General features: G+C 51.0%; 11 protein-coding genes. 8 read left to right on the top strand and 3 right to left on the bottom strand.

What is annotated here, in order from left to right:
• Positions 1 to 28 precede the first annotated feature (28 nt).
• On the bottom strand, positions 29 to 6,481 hold the full coding sequence (locus AC5JBY_RS15280; RefSeq protein WP_495905477.1) for a HAMP domain-containing protein: 6,453 nt from the start codon (positions 6,479 to 6,481) through the stop codon (positions 29 to 31).
• A gap of 485 nt (positions 6,482 to 6,966) precedes the next feature.
• Between AC5JBY_RS15280 and AC5JBY_RS15275 the strand changes: the two genes are divergently transcribed.
• The 8 genes from AC5JBY_RS15275 to tamL all read left to right on the top strand — a co-directional run bounded on the left by AC5JBY_RS15275 (position 6,967) and on the right by tamL (position 19,939).
• A complete protein-coding gene (locus tag AC5JBY_RS15275) occupies positions 6,967 to 7,833 on the top strand; it encodes an STAS domain-containing protein (RefSeq protein WP_495905476.1) in 867 nt (288 codons plus the stop codon).
• A gap of 9 nt (positions 7,834 to 7,842) precedes the next feature.
• Positions 7,843 to 8,244, top strand: coding sequence for an STAS domain-containing protein (locus AC5JBY_RS15270; RefSeq protein WP_495905475.1), 402 nt, complete (start codon positions 7,843 to 7,845; stop codon positions 8,242 to 8,244).
• Positions 8,213 to 8,638: an anti-sigma regulatory factor gene (locus tag AC5JBY_RS15265; RefSeq protein ID WP_495905474.1), complete on the top strand. Its 426-nt coding sequence runs from the start codon at positions 8,213 to 8,215 to the stop codon at positions 8,636 to 8,638. The genes AC5JBY_RS15270 and AC5JBY_RS15265 overlap by 32 nt, the downstream gene beginning before the upstream one ends.
• Before the next feature lie 2 nt (positions 8,639 to 8,640).
• A complete protein-coding gene (locus AC5JBY_RS15260) occupies positions 8,641 to 9,645 on the top strand; it encodes an ATP-binding protein (RefSeq protein ID WP_495905473.1) in 1,005 nt (334 codons plus the stop codon).
• Positions 9,646 to 9,650: 5 nt separating this feature from the next.
• The gene (locus AC5JBY_RS15255) at positions 9,651 to 11,273 is read left to right on the top strand and encodes an ATP-binding protein (protein ID WP_495905472.1); all 1,623 of its coding nucleotides are present in this window, start codon (positions 9,651 to 9,653) and stop codon (positions 11,271 to 11,273) included.
• Positions 11,274 to 11,382: 109 nt separating this feature from the next.
• Positions 11,383 to 11,814, top strand: a complete 432-nt coding sequence (locus AC5JBY_RS15250; protein ID WP_495905471.1) for a response regulator — start codon at positions 11,383 to 11,385, stop codon at positions 11,812 to 11,814.
• A gap of 480 nt (positions 11,815 to 12,294) precedes the next feature.
• Positions 12,295 to 17,568, top strand: a complete 5,274-nt coding sequence (locus AC5JBY_RS15245) for a translocation/assembly module TamB domain-containing protein (protein ID WP_495905470.1) — start codon at positions 12,295 to 12,297, stop codon at positions 17,566 to 17,568.
• Between the two features lie 46 nt (positions 17,569 to 17,614).
• Positions 17,615 to 19,939, top strand: coding sequence for a translocation and assembly module lipoprotein TamL (gene tamL / locus AC5JBY_RS15240; RefSeq protein WP_495905469.1), 2,325 nt, complete (start codon positions 17,615 to 17,617; stop codon positions 19,937 to 19,939).
• On the opposite strand, the gene AC5JBY_RS15235 is transcribed toward tamL, so the two are convergent.
• Together AC5JBY_RS15235 and AC5JBY_RS15230 are read right to left on the bottom strand one after the other, a co-directional pair.
• Positions 19,936 to 20,541, bottom strand: coding sequence for an ester cyclase (locus AC5JBY_RS15235; RefSeq protein ID WP_495905468.1), 606 nt, complete (start codon positions 20,539 to 20,541; stop codon positions 19,936 to 19,938). The two genes, tamL and AC5JBY_RS15235, sit on opposite strands and share 4 nt — an antisense overlap.
• A gap of 331 nt (positions 20,542 to 20,872) precedes the next feature.
• Positions 20,873 to 21,640 carry a helix-turn-helix domain-containing protein gene (locus tag AC5JBY_RS15230; RefSeq protein ID WP_495905467.1) on the bottom strand — a complete coding sequence of 256 codons (768 nt, stop codon included), beginning with the start codon at positions 21,638 to 21,640 and terminating at the stop codon, positions 20,873 to 20,875.
• Positions 21,641 to 21,680 lie beyond the last annotated feature (40 nt).

Here is a 21,680-nt window from a genome sequence, read left to right as displayed (position 1 = left end):
CAGCTAATACCTAAAGGCTAACAGCTCTCTATTTATAGAACCATACACGCATCAATGACAGCAACTGATCAATCTTCAACGGTTTGGTAATATAATCGGAAGCGCCGGCTTCTATACATTTCTGGCGGTCGCCCTTCATGGCCTTTGCCGTAACTGCTATGATGGGCAACGTACTGTTCTTGTGTTCACGCCTGATCTTCTGGGTGGTTTCGTACCCGTCCATTTCCGGCATCATAATGTCCATCAGCACCATGTCGATCTTTGGATTCTCATCGCGGATGATATTGATGGCATCTTTTCCACTCTCGGCCGTGATCACATTGATATTATATCTTTCAAATACGGTGGTCAATGCAAAAAGGTTCCTTACGTCATCGTCCACTACGAGGATATTTTTAGCGGTGAGGATATCTTCTTTCATGCGGATATTCTCGATCACCCGTTTCTTATCCTGCGGCAGGTCTTTGTGGTTGATGTGTAGGTGCAACACAGTCTCTTCCAACAGATGCTCCAGTGAGTTGACTCCTTTCAGGATAATGGAGTTGGACGTGCGGTTGAGGTGTTGCAGTTCCTTCTTGCCAAAATCCTTTGCGGAGTAGATGATCACGGGTGTATGTTTCTGTTTCGCTTCCGCCACCTTGTTTACAATATCCGTACCCGAGATATCCGGCAAGGTATAATCAAGAATGATACAATCAAAATCATTGTCGCTGCCAGTGATCTGTTGTACTGCATCTTTTCCTGTATCAGCCAGTGTGACTTCCATGTTGCCGGCGTGCAGTATTTTCACGATCTGCGAAGAGTCGATCTCATTGTCTTCTATCACCAGCACTTTCTTGACCTGTTTGCTGTTGAACGTCAGGATATCTTCAAACAACTCATTCAATGCTTCATTGTCCAGCGGCTTCAGCAGGAAGCTGCGGGCGCCACGTTTGAGCGCCAGGTCCCTATTCTCTTCACCGGAGATGAGGTGAATGGGTATGTGGCGGTAGTTGAGGTCATTGCGCAACAGATCGAGTACTTTCCACCCACTGGTATCGGGCAGTTTTACATCGAGCGTAATGGCAATGGGCAGGAAGCGATTGATGAAGTCGAATACTTCAATATAGTTGGTGGCCACGATGGCTTTGAGGCCGCGTTCGTGTGCTTTGTCGATAATGATCTTGCCGAAGCGCAGGTCATCTTCCACAATGAGGATCACTTTATCACTGGGCAGCACGCCATTACGGTCGTCGCCTGTTTCGTTGATCATTTCATTGACCATGCCGTGCATTGCCTGTGCAGGTTCTACATTCTCATTACTTGCCCGGATAGAATTGATGAGTGTATCGATCTCACCACTGTCGCCTCCCAGCTGGTATTGACGATAAGCAACTGACAGGGTGTCTTCTTTGGCAGGGATGATGCCGGCCGATTCTACAGGCAGGAATAACGTGAAGGTGCTACCAAAGGAAGGCTGGCTTTCCAGTTCGATGGTGCCACCCAATAGTTCGGCCAAACCGCGGCTGATGGAGAGGCCCAAACCAGTGCCTCCATACTTACGGCTGGTGGAACCTTCTGCCTGCTGGAAGGCTTCGAAGATGATGTTCTGCTTTTCCTGCGGAATACCAATGCCCGTATCGGTAATGGCAAAGGCCACGACTTTGGAAGCGTTATCGAGCGTGGTTGTTCCCTGCTTCCAGTTCTTGCGTGCTTCATAGATGCGCAGCTTCACTTCTCCTTTCTCGGTAAACTTAAACGAGTTGGACAGCAGGTTTTTGAGGATCTGGTTCAAGCGCTGCAAGTCGGTCTCCATCGCCTCAGGCAGTCTTGGGTCTGTTTCGATGGTGAAGCGCAGGTGACGTGCTTCGGAGATCGGCTTGAAGGTGGTTTCCACGAAGGAAGCGATCTCTGTGAAGCGCACTGCACCGAGGTTGGCGGTAATGAAACCTGATTCGATCTTCGACAGGTCGAGGATATCGTTGATCAGCTGGATCAGGTCATCTCCACAAGAGTGGATGGTACGCGCGTAGCGTATCTGTTTATCGGACAGATTGCCTTCTGCATTCTCATACAATTGCTGTGCAAGGATGAGCAAGGAGTTGAGTGGTGTACGCAACTCGTGCGACATGTTGGCCAGGAACTCCGATTTGTACTTAGATGTAAGTGTAAGCTGTTCTGCTTTTTCTTCGAGTGAACGACGGGCTTCTTCCACCTCTTTGTTCTTGGCTTCCACTTCGTTCTTTTGTTTTACCAGCAGCAGTGCTTTATCCTGCAGCTCGTCGTTGGTACGGCGCAGCTCTTCCTGTTGTATTTTCAACTCACCCGCCAGTGATTGTGATTGACTCAGCAGCTCTTCCGTCCGTGTATTTGCTTCGATCGTGTTCAACACGATACCGATACTTTCCGTAAGCTGGCTCAAGAAGTCGAGGTGGGTTTCGCTGAAAGTATCGAGCGAAGCCAGCTCGATCACCGCTTTCACGTTGTTTTCGAAGAGTACCGGCAGGATGATGAGGTTGGCCGGTTTGGCGCGTCCCAGTCCTGAGCTGATCTTGATATAATTGCCCGGTACATTGCTGAGGATGATCCTCTCTTTTTCGTAAGCCACCTGGCCTACGAGGCTCTCTCCTATTGCAAATTCTGTGGGAATATTTTTATCTGACTGGTATCCATACGCGGCGAACAGGCTCAGGTTTACATTTTGTGTTTCTTCATCCTGTTTGAGGATATAGAAGGCGCCGTAGTGGGCCGTTACCACCGATGCCAGCTCGGACAGGATACGCTGGGTTACGGTCTTCAGGTCTTTTTGCCCCTGCAACATTTGTCCGAATCCTGCAAGGTTTGATTTCAACCAGTCCTGCTCCTGGTTACGGAGTGTCGTCTGCTTCAGGTTGCTGATCATCTGGTTGATAGTATCTTTCAACGCTTCCACCTCACCTTTCGCTTCTACACGGATGGTACGGGTAAGATCACCCTTCGTTACCGAGCTTGCCACCTCGGAGATGGAACGCACCTGCGTGGTGAGGTTTTGCGCCAGCTGGTTTACGTTTTCTGTTAAGTTCTTCCAGATACCGGATGCGCCAGGCACGGACGCCTGACCACCCAATCGTCCTTCGACACCCACCTCACGGGCTACGGTAGTTACCTGGTCGGCAAACACCGCGAGGGTATCGATCATTTCGTTGATCGTATCTGTCAACTGCGCCACCTCACCGCGTGATACGATGGACAGTTTTTGTTTCAGGTTACCGGTTGCCACGGCGGTTACCACCTTCGCGATACCACGCACCTGGTTGGTAAGGTTGGAGGCCATCATGTTCACGGAGTCGGTCAAGTCTTTCCAGGTACCGGCCACACCACGTACTTCGGCCTGGCCACCCAGTTTACCTTCGGTACCTACCTCACGGGCCACACGCGTTACTTCGAAGGCGAAGGAGTTCAACTGCTCCACCATCGTGTTGATCGTATTCTTCAGGTCAAGGATCTCTCCTTTAACGTCGATCTGTACTGTTTTACTCAAGTCACCGGATGCCACCGCTTTGGTTACTTCGGCGATGTTGCGCACCTGAGCTGTCAGGTTACCCGTTATCTGGTTTACGGAGTCCGTCAAGTCTTTCCAGGTACCCGCCACACCCGGTACGAAGGCCTGTCCACCCAGTTTACCATCGGTACCTACCTCACGGGCTACACGTGTTACTTCCGATGCGAAGGCGCGTAGCTGATCCACCATCGTGTTGAGGGTTTCTTTCAGCTGGAGAATCTCACCGCGCACGTCCACCGTGATCTTCTTCGACATGTCACCATTTGCCACCGCGATGGCCACCTCGGCAATGTTCCGCACCTGTGAGGTGAGGTTACCCGCCATCTGGTTTACGGAGTCGGTCAAGTCTTTCCAGGTACCCGCCACACCCGGTACGTTGGCCTGGCCACCCAGTTTACCTTCGGTACCCACCTCACGGGCTACCCGCGTTACTTCCGATGCGAAGCCGCGGAGCTGGTCCACCATCGTGTTGATCGTATTCTTCAACTCGAGGATCTCTCCTTTTACGTCCACACCAATCTTACGCGAGAGGTCACCATTGGCCACCGCTGTCGTTACCTCGGCGATGTTGCGCACCTGCGAGGTAAGGTTGGAGGCCATTTTATTTACAGAGTCTGTCAAGTCTTTCCAGGTACCACCTACACCGGGTACGTCGGCCTGTCCGCCCAGTTTACCTTCCGATCCCACCTCACGAGCCACACGCGTTACTTCCGATCCGAAAGAGTTCAACTGGTCCACCATCGTATTGATCGTATTCTTCAACTCGAGGATCTCTCCTTTTACGTCCACCGTGATCTTACGCGACAGGTCACCACGCGCCACTGCGGTCGTTACTTCCGCGATGTTACGCACCTGTCCGGTCAGGTTAGAGGCCATCCCGTTCACAGAGTCTGTCAGGTCTTTCCATACACCACCAACGCCTTCTACCGTTGCCTGACCACCCAGTTTTCCTTCGGAGCCCACCTCACGGGCCACCCGCGTTACTTCCGATGCGAAACCGCGCAACTGGTCCACCATCGTATTGATCGTATTCTTCAACTCGAGGATCTCTCCACGCACGTCCACATCGATCTTACGCGACAGGTCACCCGTAGCCACCGCAGTCGTTACTTCCGCGATGTTACGTACCTGGGAGGTAAGGTTACCCGCCATTACGTTTACGGAGTCTGTCAAGTCTTTCCAGGTACCACCTACACCGGGTACCTGCGCCTGGCCACCCAGCTTACCTTCGGAACCTACCTCACGCGCCACACGCGTTACTTCCGATCCGAAAGAGTTCAACTGGTCCACCATCGTATTGATCGTATTCTTCAATTCGAGGATCTCTCCTTTTACGTCTACCGTGATCTTACGGCTCAAGTCACCCCGTGCCACCGCCGTCGTTACTTCCGCGATGTTGCGCACCTGACCGGTAAGGTTGGAGGCCATCCCGTTTACTGAGTCGGTCAAGTCTTTCCAGGTACCGGCCACCCCTTTTACCTGGGCCTGACCACCGAGCTTACCCTCGGTACCTACTTCGAGGGCCACGCGCGTCACCTCGGAAGAGAATGAGTTGAGCTGGTCCACCATCGTGTTGATCGTATTCTTCAGCTCGAGGATCTCTCCTTTTACGTCCACCGTGATCTTACGCGACAGGTCACCTTTCGCTACCGCGGTGGTTACTTCCGCGATGTTACGCACCTGACCAGTAAGGTTAGAGGCCATCTGGTTTACCGAGTCCGTCAAGTCTTTCCACACACCACCAACGCCTTTTACTTTCGCCTGTCCACCGAGCTTACCTTCCGAACCTACCTCACGCGCCACGCGCGTTACTTCCGCAGAGAAGGAGTTGAGCTGGTCCACCATTGTATTGATCGTATTCTTCAATTCAAGGATCTCTCCTTTTACGTCCACCGTAATCTGGCGTGACAGGTCACCTTTCGCCACCGCGGTGGTTACTTCCGCGATGTTCCGAACCTGACCCGTCAGGTTAGAGGCCATCTGGTTTACGGAGTCTGTCAAGTCTTTCCAGGTACCGGCCACCCCTTTTACCTGCGCCTGGCCACCGAGCTTACCCTCGGTACCTACTTCGAGCGCCACGCGCGTCACCTCCGAAGAGAATGAGTTCAACTGGTCCACCATGGTGTTGATCGTATTCTTCAGCTCGAGGATCTCTCCTTTTACGTCCACCGTGATCTTTTTGGAAAGGTCACCTTTCGCCACCGCGGTGGTTACCTCCGCGATGTTCCGAACCTGGCCTGTCAGGTTAGAGGCCATCTGGTTTACGGAGTCTGTCAAATCTTTCCACACACCACCTACTCCTTTTACTTTCGCCTGGCCACCCAGTTTACCTTCGGAGCCCACCTCCCGCGCCACGCGCGTTACTTCCACGGAGAAGAGGTTGAGCTGTTTCACCATGTCGTTTACCTCCTTGGCAATGCGGGCAAACTCACCCTGCAACAGGTGACCGCCGATCTCCAGTGGCATTTCCTGGGAGAGGTTACCTTTTGCCACCAGTGAGATTACGTGGGCGATCTCGATGGTGGGGTGCACCAGGTCGGAAATGAGGGTGTTGAGTGAATCCACGCCGGTGCCCCAGGCACCTTTGGCGTTGGGTACTTCTATACGTTGGGTGAGCTTACCCTGCTTACCGATGGTATTACCGGCGCGGGTAAACTCCTGCATCATTTTTTCGTTGATGGAGATAATATCGTTGAGCGTGTCGCAGATCTTGCCGCCCAATCCTTCTTCATCGATGGGCATGCGCACGTTGAAATTACCATTCTTCATTTCGGTGAGGACCCGGAGCAGTTCGCGGAGATCGAACTGGCTGGCCTGCTGTACCTGCTTGTCATCGTAGCCGATGGTCGCCGGTATTGCCTTCTTTGTTTTGGCGGCAGGCTTTGCCTTGGGTATTCCATTTGCAGCAGTAGTCTTGTAACCGTCCACTGATCTGGAGGACTTAGTTTTTGGGCGGGTCATAGAAATAATTTGGTGGATAACTGGTATAACAAAAGGTATATCAAATAATAAATCATGCCAGTTTTAAGCATTTTCACTTATCGTGTGCCCTATTGAGTTTCAGCCGACTGCTCCCCAAATTACTTAAACAGATTTCCACATTTTGGGCATTATTTTCCACATATTGGGTACTCTACACCTCTACTTGATTATCAATGCTTTTGGGTAGCAACAAATCTATTTTTTATTGAAGATGTAGGCCCGGTGGGCGTTACGGGCTGCATAAATTAATCCATGATTAAATTCTACAAACCGGCACTGTTTTAGGGATTGAGTGTACACTCTAATTACCTTATAGAAGGCTTCGACAAGCTCAGCCTGACAGCTACGAGGGCTCAGCACGATAATAACCTTTGTAACCATCTTACGAAAGCACCCTTAAACCTATCCTATTTCTTTTAGGCCTCGCCATTTATTATTTCAGTTTATAAACACGTATGACATATATGAAACCTGATCTCGCCAAAACCCTGCAAAAGAAAAAGAGGCAAATCCTGGAAACCTGGATCCAGAAGCAACTGGCTGATATCAGCCTGCGTGAAGACCTGATGAGCAATGATGAATTGCGCGGCCAGTCTGAAGAACTGGTGGAAGGATTGCTGAAAGCTATTACGGATAAAAATATAGAGGACACTGATTCGGCCGATTTCGAGCCAGTACTGGAAATCCTCTCCGGTATTTCGATCTCACGAGCCAAACAGGGTTTCAGCCCCCGGGAAACCGGCGCTTATATTTTCAGCCTGCGCGATACACTACTGGAAATACTGCAGGAGGAGTTGAAAGCAGATCCATTATTGCTGTACCAGGAAAGTCTCCGCATTAATAAAATGGTGGACAAGCTGGGCATGGTCACTTTCGAAACTTTCATCAAGGGCCGGGAAGATGTGATCCTGCGTCAAACGGATGAGATCACAGAGATCTCCACGCCCGTGATCCGGGTGTGGGACGGGATCCTGGCGCTGCCGATCATCGGCACACTGGACAGCGCGCGCACACAGGTGGTGATGGAAAGCCTGTTGCAGGAGATCGTGGAAACAGGCAGCAGCATTGCCATTCTGGATATATCGGGCGTACCGGCTGTGGATTCGCTGGTGGCGCAACACCTGATCAAGACTGTAAGTGCCACCCGCCTCATGGGCGCCGAATGCATCATCAGCGGCATACGTCCTGAGATTGCGCAAACAGTGGTACACCTCGGTATCGACCTTTCGCAGATCACTACCAAGGCTACCCTGGCCAGCGCCCTGCGTCATGCTTTTACTTCATTACAATTGGAAGTAAGAAAGAAACAAAAACTCCAAAAAGAAATATAGAGGACGTATATGGAAAAGATTCCTATTCTAAAGATGGGACATTTTTTATTGGTGACCATTCAGGTAGACCTGTATGACCGGCTTGCTTTGAGCCTGGAGTCGGACCTGGTGCAAATGGTGAATAAGACCGGCGCCCGGGGCGTTCTCATCGATATTTCAGCTGTTTCGATCGTCGATTCGTTTATGGGCAGGATCATCGGCAATATCGCCAGCATGTCCAGGATACTGGACGCTGAAACTGTGGTTGTAGGTATGCAACCTGCGGTGGCCATTACGCTTGTAGAGCTGGGCTTGCCATTGGAAGGTGTACATACTGCGTTGAATGTGGAGCGGGGCATGGAATTATTGCGAAACAAGATTGACCTCACTCCCATAGAAGATGACGACGATGACATTGATGACGCTGAATAAGGAAATCATGCAGGTTAAGAACGAACAGGACGTGGTTCCTTTTCGCAACCGCGTAAAGGAATATGCCGTGCGCATCGGTATGGGGCTGGTGAATCAAACCAAGCTAATCACCGCCGCCAGCGAACTTAGCCGCAATATGCTACGCTATGCCAATGGTGGCGTGGTATTGATCGAGGCCGTGAGCAAAGGACGCGAAAATGGGATACGCCTCACCTTTACAGACAAAGGACCCGGCATTTCCAATATTTCTGAAGCTATGAAGGATGGTTTCAGCACCGGCAAAAGTCTTGGCCTGGGATTGCCTGGCGCGAAGCGGCTGGTGAATGAGTTCGACATTAAAAGTACACCTGGTACGGGCACTATCGTGATGATCTTAAAGTGGAAGAACGGATGATTATGCACAAAAGTTTCAAAGCATCTGACAGGAGTTATACTGCGATCATCAAAAAGGATATTCATAAGATGGTAGTGGAAGCCGGCTTCCCTCCCAAAAAGACGGATGAGATCGATATCATTATTGCAGAGATCACTTCGAATATCAATAAGTACGGCAAGGATGGAGAGTTATTGGTGATGATCCATCCCGATCCGCAGCAGATGTACCTCGAAGTGATCGCCATCGATAACGGGCCAGGGATGCACGAACCTTTGCGCATGATGGAGGACGGGGTATCTACCACCGGCACGCTGGGCCAAGGGTTAGGCGCGATCAAGCGGCTGTCGGACAAATTTGAAGTGTTCTCTATCAGGCACTGGGGCACTGTGTTGCTGGCCAGGGTGTACAGTAAAACAACGCCTGGCATCCGGAACTCATCGCGGCCTGAATTCCGCCACATCATTGTGGCCAAGCCGGGTGAGGAGATGTGTGGTGATGGCTGCGTGATAGAGCATACTGCTACGCAGGTAAAAGTATTACTGGGTGATGGCTTGGGCCATGGCCCTGAAGCGCACAAGGCAGTAGCAGCGGCCGGCGCCGTATTTAGGGAATCGCGGGAAACCAGCCCTACCGCTCTTATCCGCGAAATGCACCAGGCGGTGAAAAGAACGCGGGGCCTGGTAGGATCGATCGTGGTGATCGACCTGCTGGCGAAAAGGGGCTGGATCAGCGGCATCGGCAATATTGCCGTCAAATCTTTCAGCGCCTCTCAATCGCGTAATCATATTTGTTATAACGGTATTATCGGCCTTAACATACCCGGTACTATGAAGGACCAGGACCTGCTGACGGGAGATGCCAACCAATATATCGTGCTATGCTCGGACGGCATTCGGTCGCAATGGGACATTACCAAATATCCCGGCCTTTTGAAATATGATCTGTCGATGCTGGCGGCGGTTATTTATAAAGATTTTGCCCGCAAAACAGACGATATGTCTGTGGTGGTAGGCAAACTAAACTGAGGTGTATGCATGAACTTACCCGGCTTGGGCTGGAGAATGATATGGACATTATCCTTGCGCACCGCCGCTCGATGAAGCTGGGTGAGCTGGCGGGCCTGAGCCTGGCAGCACAAACTACCTTTGCCACGGCTGTGTCGGAAATATGCCGTTATGGTGTGGACTTTCTCGAACGGCCGGTATTGCGCCTTGGGGTGAGCATGACCGATAAGCTGGTGCTGGCATTCATCGATGGCGACCAGCCGATACCCGACAAACTGCACCCCAACCTGCATTATGCCCGTAAGCTGGCCGACCGATTTATAGTGCACGACCAAAGCATCGAAACCGGCTTCCGTACACCTTCCAACAATAAATTCACCGACGCCTCCATCAAACTATGGGCGGGGAGCTTCTCACAGGAGTATCCTCTTTCGCCTTATGATGAGATCAAACGCAAGAATATTCAGCTGCAGCAGTTGAGCGAACGGCTGACTGCCAGCGAGCTAAAATATAAACAGCTTTCGGAATCGGTGCCGTTGATGATCTTTACACTGGATGAAACGGGTCGCCTGCTGCATGCCAACCATTGGCTGCTGGATTTTACCGGCGCTACTGTGGATGAATTACAGGCGCAAAACTGGCAACAGGTGATGCATCCCGAGGATTGGGACAAACTACGGATCACCTGGGAAAATGAAGCGGGCCTCCGGCAACCTATGCACTTCGAATATCGACTGCGTCATAAAGATACCGACGAATATGTGTGGCATATGGCTTCCAGTATTCCGCTCAAGGATGACAATGGCGGCAGCGGCTGGATCGGCTATGCCGTAAACATCCATCACCAGAAACTGATAGAACAAACGCTCAAGGATAATAAGGAGCTGCATGATGTTCAGGCCAAACTGAAAACCTACCAGGTGGAACTGGAAAGCAAGATCCAGGAGCTGAACCGGAGTAACCTGGAACTGGCGCAGTTTGCCTACGTGGCTTCGCACGACCTGCAGGAGCCGCTGCGCAAGATCATGGTGTATAGCGATTTTCTGCAAAGAAAGTATACCCAGATCGACCAGAGCGGTGTGGCGATCCTGAACAATATGATCAGCGCCACGGCGCGTATGAAGCGCCTGATCGAAGACCTGTTATTGTTTTCGCGCATATCAAGCGGACGGCAGGAGTTTATCAATGCGAGCCTGCAATCTTTACTGGAAGAAGTGCTGCAGGATTTTGACCTGAAGATCCAGGAGCGGCAGGTAATTGTCCATGCGGACCCGTTGCCTGAGGTATATTGTATTCCGCAACACCTGAAGCAGGTATTTGCCAATTTGCTGTCGAACTCGATCAAATATTCGAAGCCAGATATTGCACCGGAGATCAGCATCAGGGCTGATGCCGGCGATGAAGGAATTACGATCTATTTTAGTGACAATGGTATTGGTTTTGATGAACGATACGCGGAAAAGATCTTCGGTATGTTTCAGCGCCTGCACACGCGCGAGGAGTTTGAAGGCACCGGCATCGGCCTGAGCCTGGCGAAGAAAATCGTGGACATGCACCGTGGCAATATTTCCGCAAACAGCCAGCCGGGGCAGGGCACCACTTTTATTATATCATTACCTAATGAGCAAGAGTTGAGTCGAGAGTCGTGAGTTCAGGGTCGAGAGTGGCTTTGGGTTCAACCCTTCGACAGGCTTAGGGTGACAAAAGAGTGATAGGCTCAGGATGACAATAATGCTTTATCTTTTTAAACGTGGTATTATGGTAAACAAGAACAAAACGATTTTATTGGTGGATGATGACTCAGAGGATCAGTTCTTAATGCTGGAGGCGTTCAAAGACAATGGTTTGGACGACGCTATCCAGTTTGCCGACAACGGTGAGGCTGCCATCGACCTGCTGAATGACATGAAGCCGGATGAATTGCCCGCACTCATCGTGATGGACCTGAACATGCCCCGCATGAACGGGCGTGAGACACTTACTTTTCTGAAGGAACATCCTGTATATCAAAGTATTCCGGTGATCATTTATTCTACTTCGATCAACGACATCGAACGGATGCGTTGTAAAGAGATCGGTGCGGCGGCTTATATCATCAAACCTACCACCTTCACCGAATGCCAGGAGATATCGAAGTGGTTTCATAAGATCGGAACGGAGGAAAGGGGCGCGGAGAGGCTGGTGAGTTAGGAGTTAGCTTTTAGCCGTTAGCTATTAGGAATACAAGCTATGAGCGAAAGGCCGTTTTCTTTGAACCTATACGCGTTGAAGTTGCGCCAGCAAATGTGGAATTACCACTACAAATTTATTTTACCCAGTCCCCATAAAGGGGTATCAAGATATCGTCCATTGATCATTAACCTTTCATTTTAGCCATTAACCTTACTTGTCAGTTGACAGGTTGAAAAGTTGATGGGTTAATAAGGAATACAAACTCCTTGTTAATCTATCAGCTTTTTGACTTATTAGTCTTCCCGCTTCTATTAACCTATCAACCTATTAACCTGTCAACTACCTATCAACTTATCATTTACATTTGTAGAACGATCTCCCCAATTTGCCGGTCATGTAAATAATTCGAGGCGGCCGGGAAAAGGCTTGCTTTTTGAATTACTGTTGCAAGGCACCGCCGCCTAACTGATAGTATTACATATAAATAGACAATTTTACGTGAAACAACCAACCACTGTGCCTGCAAGACTTAAAAAGATCGGGAGGATCCTTCTTAAAACCTTCCTGATCATATTGGGCATTTTGATCCTGCTGTTGGTACTGATCCAAACTCCTCCTGTTCAAAACTTCCTGCGCGGCAAGGCCGTGACCTGGCTGGAAAAGAAGCTGCAGACAAAGGTGGCCGTTGGCAAGTTCTACATCGGGTTTCCCAAAAAGATCGTGCTGGAAGGTATTTATGTGGAGGACCGGCAAAAGGACACGCTGTTCTATGGTGGCCGGATGAAGTTTGACGTGAACCTCTGGAAGCTGATGGACAATGAGCTTATTGTGCAGGAGATCAACCTTGAAGATATCAATGCTTCCGTGAAGCGGACGCTGCCCGATACTACTTTCAATTTTCAGTTCATTATAGATGCATTTGCTTCGAAGACTCCCGATACCACTACCAGTACCGATACTGCTGGTATGAAGATGGAGATCCGGCATGTGGTGCTGAATAAGGTGCGGGCGCGGTATAATGATGTAGTGAACGGGAGTGATATGACCGTGTTTATCGGGCATCTCGACACACGTATCGACCGATTCGATCCCACTAACGCTGTTTATTCTGTTCCTTCTACTGAACTGCGGGGCCTGCGGGCACAGATCTACCAACGCAAACCGCTGGCCGAACCGGAATCTGAAGCCACCGACGCCGCCGAGGCGGCGGCGGGACCGGATATGCAATTATTGTTTAAAAACATTGCGCTGGAAGACTGCCAACTCGATTATGGCAATGATGTGAGCGCTTTTTATACGAATTTGAATTTAGGTGAGCTGAACCTTGACATGCGGCAGCTGGACCTTACCAACCGCCTCATCAGGCTGGACGAAGTGGTGCTCAATAATACTACCGCAGCCGTGCGCATGGGTAAGAAGCCGGGGGCCAACGTGGTGGTGAAAGAAGTGAAGCAGGAAGTGAAAGCGCAAGCTGAAAGCGGTGGCTGGCGAGTGACGGTGGACAAGATCAACCTGGCGAAGAACAGCTTCCGTATGGATGATGACAATGCCCCGAAAGCCAAACAAGGTATGGACTATGCGCACCTGCATCTGCGCGACCTGAACTTTGCGGCCAGCGATATCCGCTATAGCAGCGATACTATCAGCGGGCAGATCACAGAAGGTAATTTTACTGAGCAGTCAGGTTTCAAGTTGAATACGCTGGAGACTGAATTTCAATATACCGCCAAGGGGGCTTACCTGCACGACCTGCTGGTGGAAACGCCGGGCACGCGGCTGGAGCGCAGCATCGAGGTGAGCTATCCTTCGCTGGATGCGCTCAAAAGAGACATTAGTCAACTACGGCTTAACATGGACGTGCGCAACAGCAAGGTGCAGGTAAAGGATATTCTCACGTTTGCACCCGACCTGAAGGCCCAGCCTGCTTTTGCCAATCCGCAAGCTACGTGGACGCTCAACAGCCAGGTGAGCGGCACCGTGAAAGACCTGCGTATTGCCTCCTTCCGTCTTAAGGGTTTGCAGCAAACGAACGTGGAAGTGGCCGGTTATATTCGCGGCCTGCCTGACATGAAGCAACTGCAGGCTGACCTCGTGATCAAAGATATCAGCAGCAGCAAACGGGATGTGCTTGGCTTATTACCCAAGGGTTCCATTCCGGACAATATCACCTTCCCTTCTCAATTCAATATTTCCGGCAAGCTGAAAGGCACGGAACAACACCTGATTGCCGATCTATTGCTGAACACCACACTGGGTACTGCGACTGTGAAGGGCTGGGTACGCAACCCCGCCGACTCCAACCGGATACAATATGATGCGGCGGTGACTACCCGCTCTTTTGATCTGAAGCAATTGCTGAATCAACCCGACCTGGGGCTGCTAACGATGGATGTGACAGTAAAGGGCACCGGCTATAATCCGAAAACGATGGATGCTTCGGCCGATGGATCGATCGCCGTGGCGGAATATAAAGGGTATACTTATCGCGATTTCAAATTCAACGGCAGTATTGCGGAACAAGTGTTCAAGGTGAATGCCGGGATCAAAAACGAACCTATTCATATCAGTCTCGACGCTTCGGGCAGTATGGCCGGCGCCTACCCTGCCATCAAGCTGAATGCTGTTGTGGACAGTATCAATACACAAGCGCTGCACCTGACCACCGACCTTATCAAATACCGCGGCGTGATCGATGCCGACTTCCCGGTGCTGAACATCGACAGCCTCGATGGCCGGTTGCTGGTGACGAAGAACCTGCTGGTGATGGGTGATCAACGGATCGAAACGGATACGCTGGAAGTGGTGGCTGCGCTTACTGATACCGGTAAAGTGATCCGGCTGAACAGTGAGATCGTGATGGCGCAATTGTGGGGGCAATACAAGCTGACTGAAATGGGCGGCATCGTGCAACGCTCCGTACAAAAATATTTCACGAATGCCAGCGACTCGCTGACGGCGCTGGCTCCTTACGATTTCAAGATACGGGCAAGGGTGATCCACCGTCCGCTGCTGGAGGGTTTTGTGCCTGCACTTAAGCGCATGGAGCCGTTGTTCCTGAACGGCCACTTTACCAGTAATGGCGGATTGAATGTGAACCTGCGGGCGCCGATGGTTGAGTATGGCACTACGGAGATCAACAACCTGGCGCTTACTGCCAACACCAACGAAGAAAGGCTGCAGGCCGTGATCGGCATCGAGGGTATCCGCAGTGGTCAATCGTTGTCGGTATATGGTACTTCGCTGCGTGCTACGCTTGCCGACAACAAAATCAATTTTACGCTGGGCACCAAAGATGTAAACGGGCGTGACAAATATCATGTGGAAGGCCTGGTGGCGCAGCCGCAAAAAAATGTGTATGAGTTCTCGCTGCGCCCCGACTCGCTGATGCTGAATTACCAGCGCTGGGCAGTGAGTGATAACAACAAGATCAGGATCGACTCGGCGAATATTACTGCGGATCAATTCTGGCTGAGTTTCATCGATCAACGCCTGACGCTGCAGAGCCGCACCGACCAAAGCGGGCAGCCGCTGGGTGTAGACTTCTCGCGCTTCCGCATCAGTACTCTGGCGAGCTTTATCCAAAAGGATTCGCTGATTGCTGACGGTGAGCTGAACGGTAATGTAACTTTCACGAATATCATGAAGCAGCCTGTGTTTGTAGGCGACCTTACGATCAACAACGTGAGCATGAGCAAGGACACGCTGGGGGACCTGCACGTGAAGGTGGACAATGAAACGCCGAATCAATATGATGCGGACGTGACGTTGACCGGCCGCGGCAACGATGTAGGCGTGAAAGGTTTTTATAAAGTTGCCGACGTAAGCACTTTCGACTTCGATGTGGCGGTACGCACGCTGCAACTCAATACGCTTGAAGGTGTATCGATGGGCGCTATCAAAAAAGCAGCGGGGACTGCCAACGGGCAGTTTGCGCTCAACGGCACCGTCGATAAGCCTTCGATCAACGGGGAACTGAATTTCAACAAAGCGGTTATTATACCTGCTTCGCTGAGCAGCGAACTGAAGATAGACCAGGAGAAAATACGCATCACCAATGATGGGGTGGTATTCGACAACTTCACGATCAAGGATTCCGCCAATAATACCGCCGAGCTTGACGGTACGGCTTATACCACCAACTTCAGCAATTACCGGTTTGACCTCGTGTTCAACGCGCGCAATTTCCATGCGCTTAACAGCACAAAGAAGGATAATGACATGTATTATGGCGACCTGTTCTTCAACAGCCGCCTAAATATAAAAGGTACTGAACTGCACCCCATCGTAGATGGCTCGCTGAGCGTACTTGATAAAACAAAGCTAACCGTAGTGCTGCCACAAGACGATCCCGGCGTGCAGGAACGGGAAGGGATCGTGCGCTTTGTAGACAAAGACGCCGTGCCCAACGATTCATTGTGGCATAGTGGTCTCGACTCGCTCAACACCGCCTCCATCCGCGACTTCGATATCAACGTCAACATCTCCCTCGATAAAGCAGCGGAGCTGAACCTGATCATCGATGAGGGTAATGGTGATTTCCTACGCGTGAAAGGGGAAGCGAACCTCAATGGCGGCATCGATCCCAGCGGCAAGGTAACGCTGTCGGGCACTTACGAACTGGAATCGGGCAGTTATGAGCTTTCGTTCCAGTTTCTGAAGCGTAAGTTCGATATCCAGAAGGGCAGCCGTATCATCTGGACGGGCGAGCCTACCAAGGCGGATGTAGATATTACTGCCATGTATGTGGCGAACACCGCGCCCATCGACCTCGTGGAAAGCCAGCTGCCGGATATGACCGCTTCCGTGCGCAACACTTACCGCCAGCGCCTGCCTTTCGAGGTGCACCTGAAGATGACCGGCGAACTGCTGAAACCCAAGATCGCCTTCGACGTGAAGCTGCCGGAGGATAAAACTTATGTAGTAGATAAAGCCATCATCGAGAACTCGAATATCAAGCTGGAGCAGCTGCGGCAGCAACCGGCCGAAATGAACAAGCAGGTGTTTGCCCTGCTGTTGCTCAACCGGTTTATCCGTGAAGATCCTTTCGTGACGGGCAACAGCAGCCTTACGGCTGAAGGGTTTGCCCGCCAGAGCGTGAGCAAGCTACTGACGGAACAGCTGAACAACCTGGCTGCCGGGCTTGCCACTGGCGTAGACATCAATTTCGATGTGCAATCGGAAGAAGACTATAGTACAGGTGCTATGCAGAACCGTACCGACCTCAACGTGGCGCTTTCCAAACGCCTGCTGAACGACCGGCTTACGGTGACTGTTGGCAGTAATTTTGAACTGGAAGGGGCGCAGAATACCAACCGCCAGAGCAACAATATTGCGGGTGACGTATCGATCGCTTATCAACTGAGTAAAGACGGCCGCTATATGCTGCGCGGCTATCGCAAGAATGAATATGAGGGTATCCTTGAAGGCTATATCGTGGAGACTGGACTGGGCTTTGTGATCAGTATCGACTACAACCGCTTCCGCGAAATCTTCGAATCGGCGAAGAAGCGGGAGGCTCGACGGGAGGAGCGCCGGAAGCTAAGAGAGCAAGAGGAGAAGAAGCGGGATTCGATACCGACAGTGCCGGGAGAGAAGGCAGCGAGGCAACCAGGCACTGAGGCAACGAGCGGAAGTGGCAGAGAGGCAATGGAGCAGAAAGGCAATGAGGAACAAGGTAATGAATCGACAAAGGATACAGTTCCAGTGGTGGCTCCCGTTGTGCCAAGGAAGGAGGATGAGGCGAATGAGTTGCAACAAAGCCAGCCGCTTTGAAATAGGCGTCACCAGCCAGAGGCTGGCGACTAACTCTACTAATTGTTTGATACGCATAGAAACTATGACATTGAAAGGACGAATATTTATATACGGCTTTATTGTACCCGGGCTTTTGTTGTTGATGGTATCATGCAGCAATACGAAGAAGCTGCCGGCTGGTGAAGCGCTGTATCTTGGCGCTACTGTGGAAGTGCGCGGTGAGAACCTGGGCAAGAAGAAACGCAAGGCTATCCGCAATGAGCTGAATGCGCTAACACGTCCACGACCCAATAAAAAGATATTAGGTGTCCGTTTCAAACTATGGGTGTATAACCTCGCCGGCAATCCGAAGAAAGAAACCAGCATCCGCGGCTGGCTTAAAAATAAAGTGGGTGAACCGCCTGTGCTGCTGAGCCAGCTGAGCCTGAACCGGAACACGGCCGTGTTGCAGAACTATATGGAGAACGAGGGTTACTTTCAGGCCATGGTGCGGGGCGATACAACCGTTAAACATAAAAAGGCTACCGCCACGTATACTGTAAGGCCCGGCGCCCAATACATGATCGATACTGTACGGATCGACATGGACAGCAGCTTCCTCGCCAATACCATCCGGCAAACGGAGAAGCAAACTTTGCTGAAGCGGGGTGAACCTTTCGATCTCGATATCATCAAGCTGGAACGGGAACGCATCGATGCTTATTTAAAGGACAACGGTTTTTACTACTTCAACCCCGAATACCTGCTGGTAGAAACAGACAGTACCATCGGCAATAACCGTGTGAACATGTATGTGCGGCTTAAGTCGGGCATCCCCAAGGCTTCCAAGGAAATGTATACCATCAAGGATGTTGTGATCTATACCAATTTCCGGCTGAACCAGGTGAGCACGGATACCGCGCGCAAGAATGCCGTGCCTTACCAGGGTTATTTTGTGGTTGACCGCGGCAAACTCTACAAGCCTTATATGTTTGCTCAGTCCATGCAGTTTGAGCCCAACGATATTTACAACCGTGCAGACCACAACTTATCGCTCAACCGGCTTGTGAACCTCGGTGTGTTCAAGTTTGTCAAGAACCGGTTCGAGCGCGTGGAGAACTCTCCTTTTGCGCAGCTGAATACTTATTACTACCTCACTCCTTTTCCCAAGAAATCATTGCGGGCGGAGATCAACGGTACTACTAAGAGTAATAACCTCGTAGGTACCAATATCTCCGTATCGTGGCGCAACCGTAATACTTTCCGTGCGGGTGAATTGCTGAGCATCACTGCTTCGGGTGGTGCGGAAGTTCAGTACAGCAGTGAGCAACGGGGGTATAACGTGTACCGCATCGGGCTGGAGGGGGGCCTCTCCTTCCCGCGCTTCCTCGTTCCTTTCTTCAATATCAAAACGCGCGGCGGCTTTGTGCCTAAAACAAATATGCTGCTGGGCTATGACATGCTGAACAAGCGGAAGTTGTATACGCTCAATTCGTTTCGCGCTTCGTATGGCTACTCCTGGAAGGAATCCCTGTATAAGGAGCACCAATTCAACCCCATCAGCATCAACTACGTGCAGCCCATGAACGTGACGCAGGAATACAAAGACCTGATGGCTAATGATGTGACGCTGGCCAAGGCCATCGAAAAGCAGTTCATCCTCGGCAGCACCTATAATTTTACTTACGACAACCGCATCAACAGAAGCAAGTGGGCATCGGGTATTTACTTCAGCGGAACGCTGGACGGCTCGGGCAACGTGGCGGGGCTGATCTTTGGCGATAGCGCCAACGGTAAATCGGGCCGTGTGTTTGGCGGTGTGTTCTCTCAATACATCAAGGCTGAGACGGACCTGCGGTATTACCTGCAGGTGGGTAGTACGGCCGGCTGGGCCAACCGGCTAATCGTGGGCGGTAGTGTGCCGCATGGTAACAGCCGCGAGCTGCCTTATATCAAACAATTTTTCAGTGGTGGTAGCAACAGTGTGCGCGCTTTCCGCAACCGCAGCATTGGCCCCGGTACTTTCGATGGCAGTGCTAATAACGCCATTCCCGACCAGACAGGCGATATCAAACTGGAGCTGAATACGGAGCTGCGCAGCAAATTGTTCAGCATCGTGGAAGGCGCCGCCTTTTTGGATGCCGGCAACGTGTGGCTGTATCGCGATAACCCCAATAAGCCGGGTGCTAAATTCAGCAAGAACTTCCTGAAAGAGATCGCCGTGGGCGCCGGGCTTGGCCTGCGCCTGGACGTGACGATCCTGATGATCCGCCTCGACGTGGCGTTTCCGCTGCGCAAGCCCTGGCTGCCGGATGGCGAACGCTGGGTGATCAAAGACATCCAATTTGGTGAAAGCTCCTGGCGCAAGGAGAACCTGGTTTGGAATCTTGGTATTGGGTATCCATTCTAATTGCCTGCTTTTTTATATTGCCCATTTTCAATGGTGATACCCAGTTGTTTCAGCATGGCTGGCAGCGTATAAATAGCGTTGATATCGAGCGGCAGTACGCCCAATTCCTGCAGGAAGCCGAGGCGATCGGTGTGTACTTGTCCGCTAATGATCCTGCCTTCTTTCAACTGGAAAAAGCCTATCCCGTTGCCCGTGATCTTTTTGCCGGTGGCCGGCAGGCCATTGAAAGTGCCCGTGTGGGTGCCATGGGTAGTGAACCGTACCGTGACCTTCTCCCCTTCTTCAATCATCTCTTCTACCGTCCACTTCATATCGGGAAATGCTTCGAGCAGTGGTTGCAGGGGCGCCCAGAAACCAGCTGCGCCTTTGAGGCCGCGCGGGCCAGTATACTCCTCTCCTATTAATTGTTTTGTCAACACCTGGTCTCTTTTGTTCAATGCCTCTGTGTACAGTTTTTGAATGATGGCTTTGTTGTGTGTCTGTGTCATTTTTCCCTCCTTTTGTTTATTGCTGATCGAATTGTTACTACCTGACTGGGCTCGTGTTGTTCCTGTAATAAGGACAGTGAACAACAAGACCAGCAGGGCTGGTGATGATTTCATGTGCTGTGATTTATGGAGGCAAAGCTCTCAACTGCCTACTTTGTTTCCTTGTAAAAAATCATTGATTTGGAGAGAAGCTCCCGCTATGGGGGACAAGTTGTGAGCTACAAGTCTTTTGCTTCGAGGACGTTTGCTTCGCAAGCAGATTTCTCACTGCGCCGTAACGCTCTTTATTTCGAACCCACTGATGGCTTCGTTCGAAATGACAAGTAAGGGAATGTTGCGTTCGAAATGACAAAACAAGAGGGAACATCTTTCGAAATGACAAGTAAGGGAGTGTTGCGTTCGAAAGGAAAAAGAAGGGGTAAGTTTTGAATGCGAAGGATTCAAGTTACATTACTGAAGGTGCTTTCATGAATTCGGTGGGTGTTTGCCCGGTGAAGAGTTTAAAGTCTTTGTTGAAGTGGGGTTGATCGTAGTAGCCGGCATCGAAAGCTATTTCGGCGAAGGAACGTTTTTGCAGTGCACTATTGACTACTTCTTTCATTTTGATGATGTAGGCAAACTGCTTGGGCGCCACGCCAACTATGCGGCGGAAGCGCTTTTCGAATGCATCCTGGCTAATGTAGAGCGAACCGACCAGTTCTTTTATTTTGATCAATCCTTTTGCTGCGTGTATCTTTTGTAGCGCTGCAGTAATGAGTGCATCGGGGTGGCGGTTGTACAGTCTTGCTGACAGGAACGCTTCTATGTGTGCTATTCTTTGGATGTTGTTGCGTGCTACAGACAGTTGCTCACCTATGTGGTCGAGCTGACGGTAGCCGGTGAAGTTATCGAGGGGCACACTGTCTTCGAACAACTCCTGCAACGGCTCTTTGATGAAGGCATGAGCTGCGGCCTCCCGAAAGATGACCAGGATGTTAGCCGTGTGACTGCTGTAATTGATGAGGCGGTTTGTTTTGCGGAGGCCCGAGAGCGTGAAGGAAGTCAGTTCCTTCGCAACGCCCTGATCCAGGAAGCGTACCTGTCCTTTGTAGCGGAATGACATTACCAGTGAGGTATCCGGCAATGTTCTGTTCACCATTCCGTCGTGGCTTTCGAGGACGAGGTAGTGTTTGATGAAAGGACTTAGTGTTATCGAGGGAAGATGAACCTCCATGGTATAAAGGTAATAAAGAATCCTCTGCTTTTAGGGCACA

This window comes from Paraflavitalea sp. (genome assembly GCF_059502485.1).
Note: the sequence above shows the minus strand (reverse complement) of the source record. Positions and strands in the feature narration are given on the sequence as shown.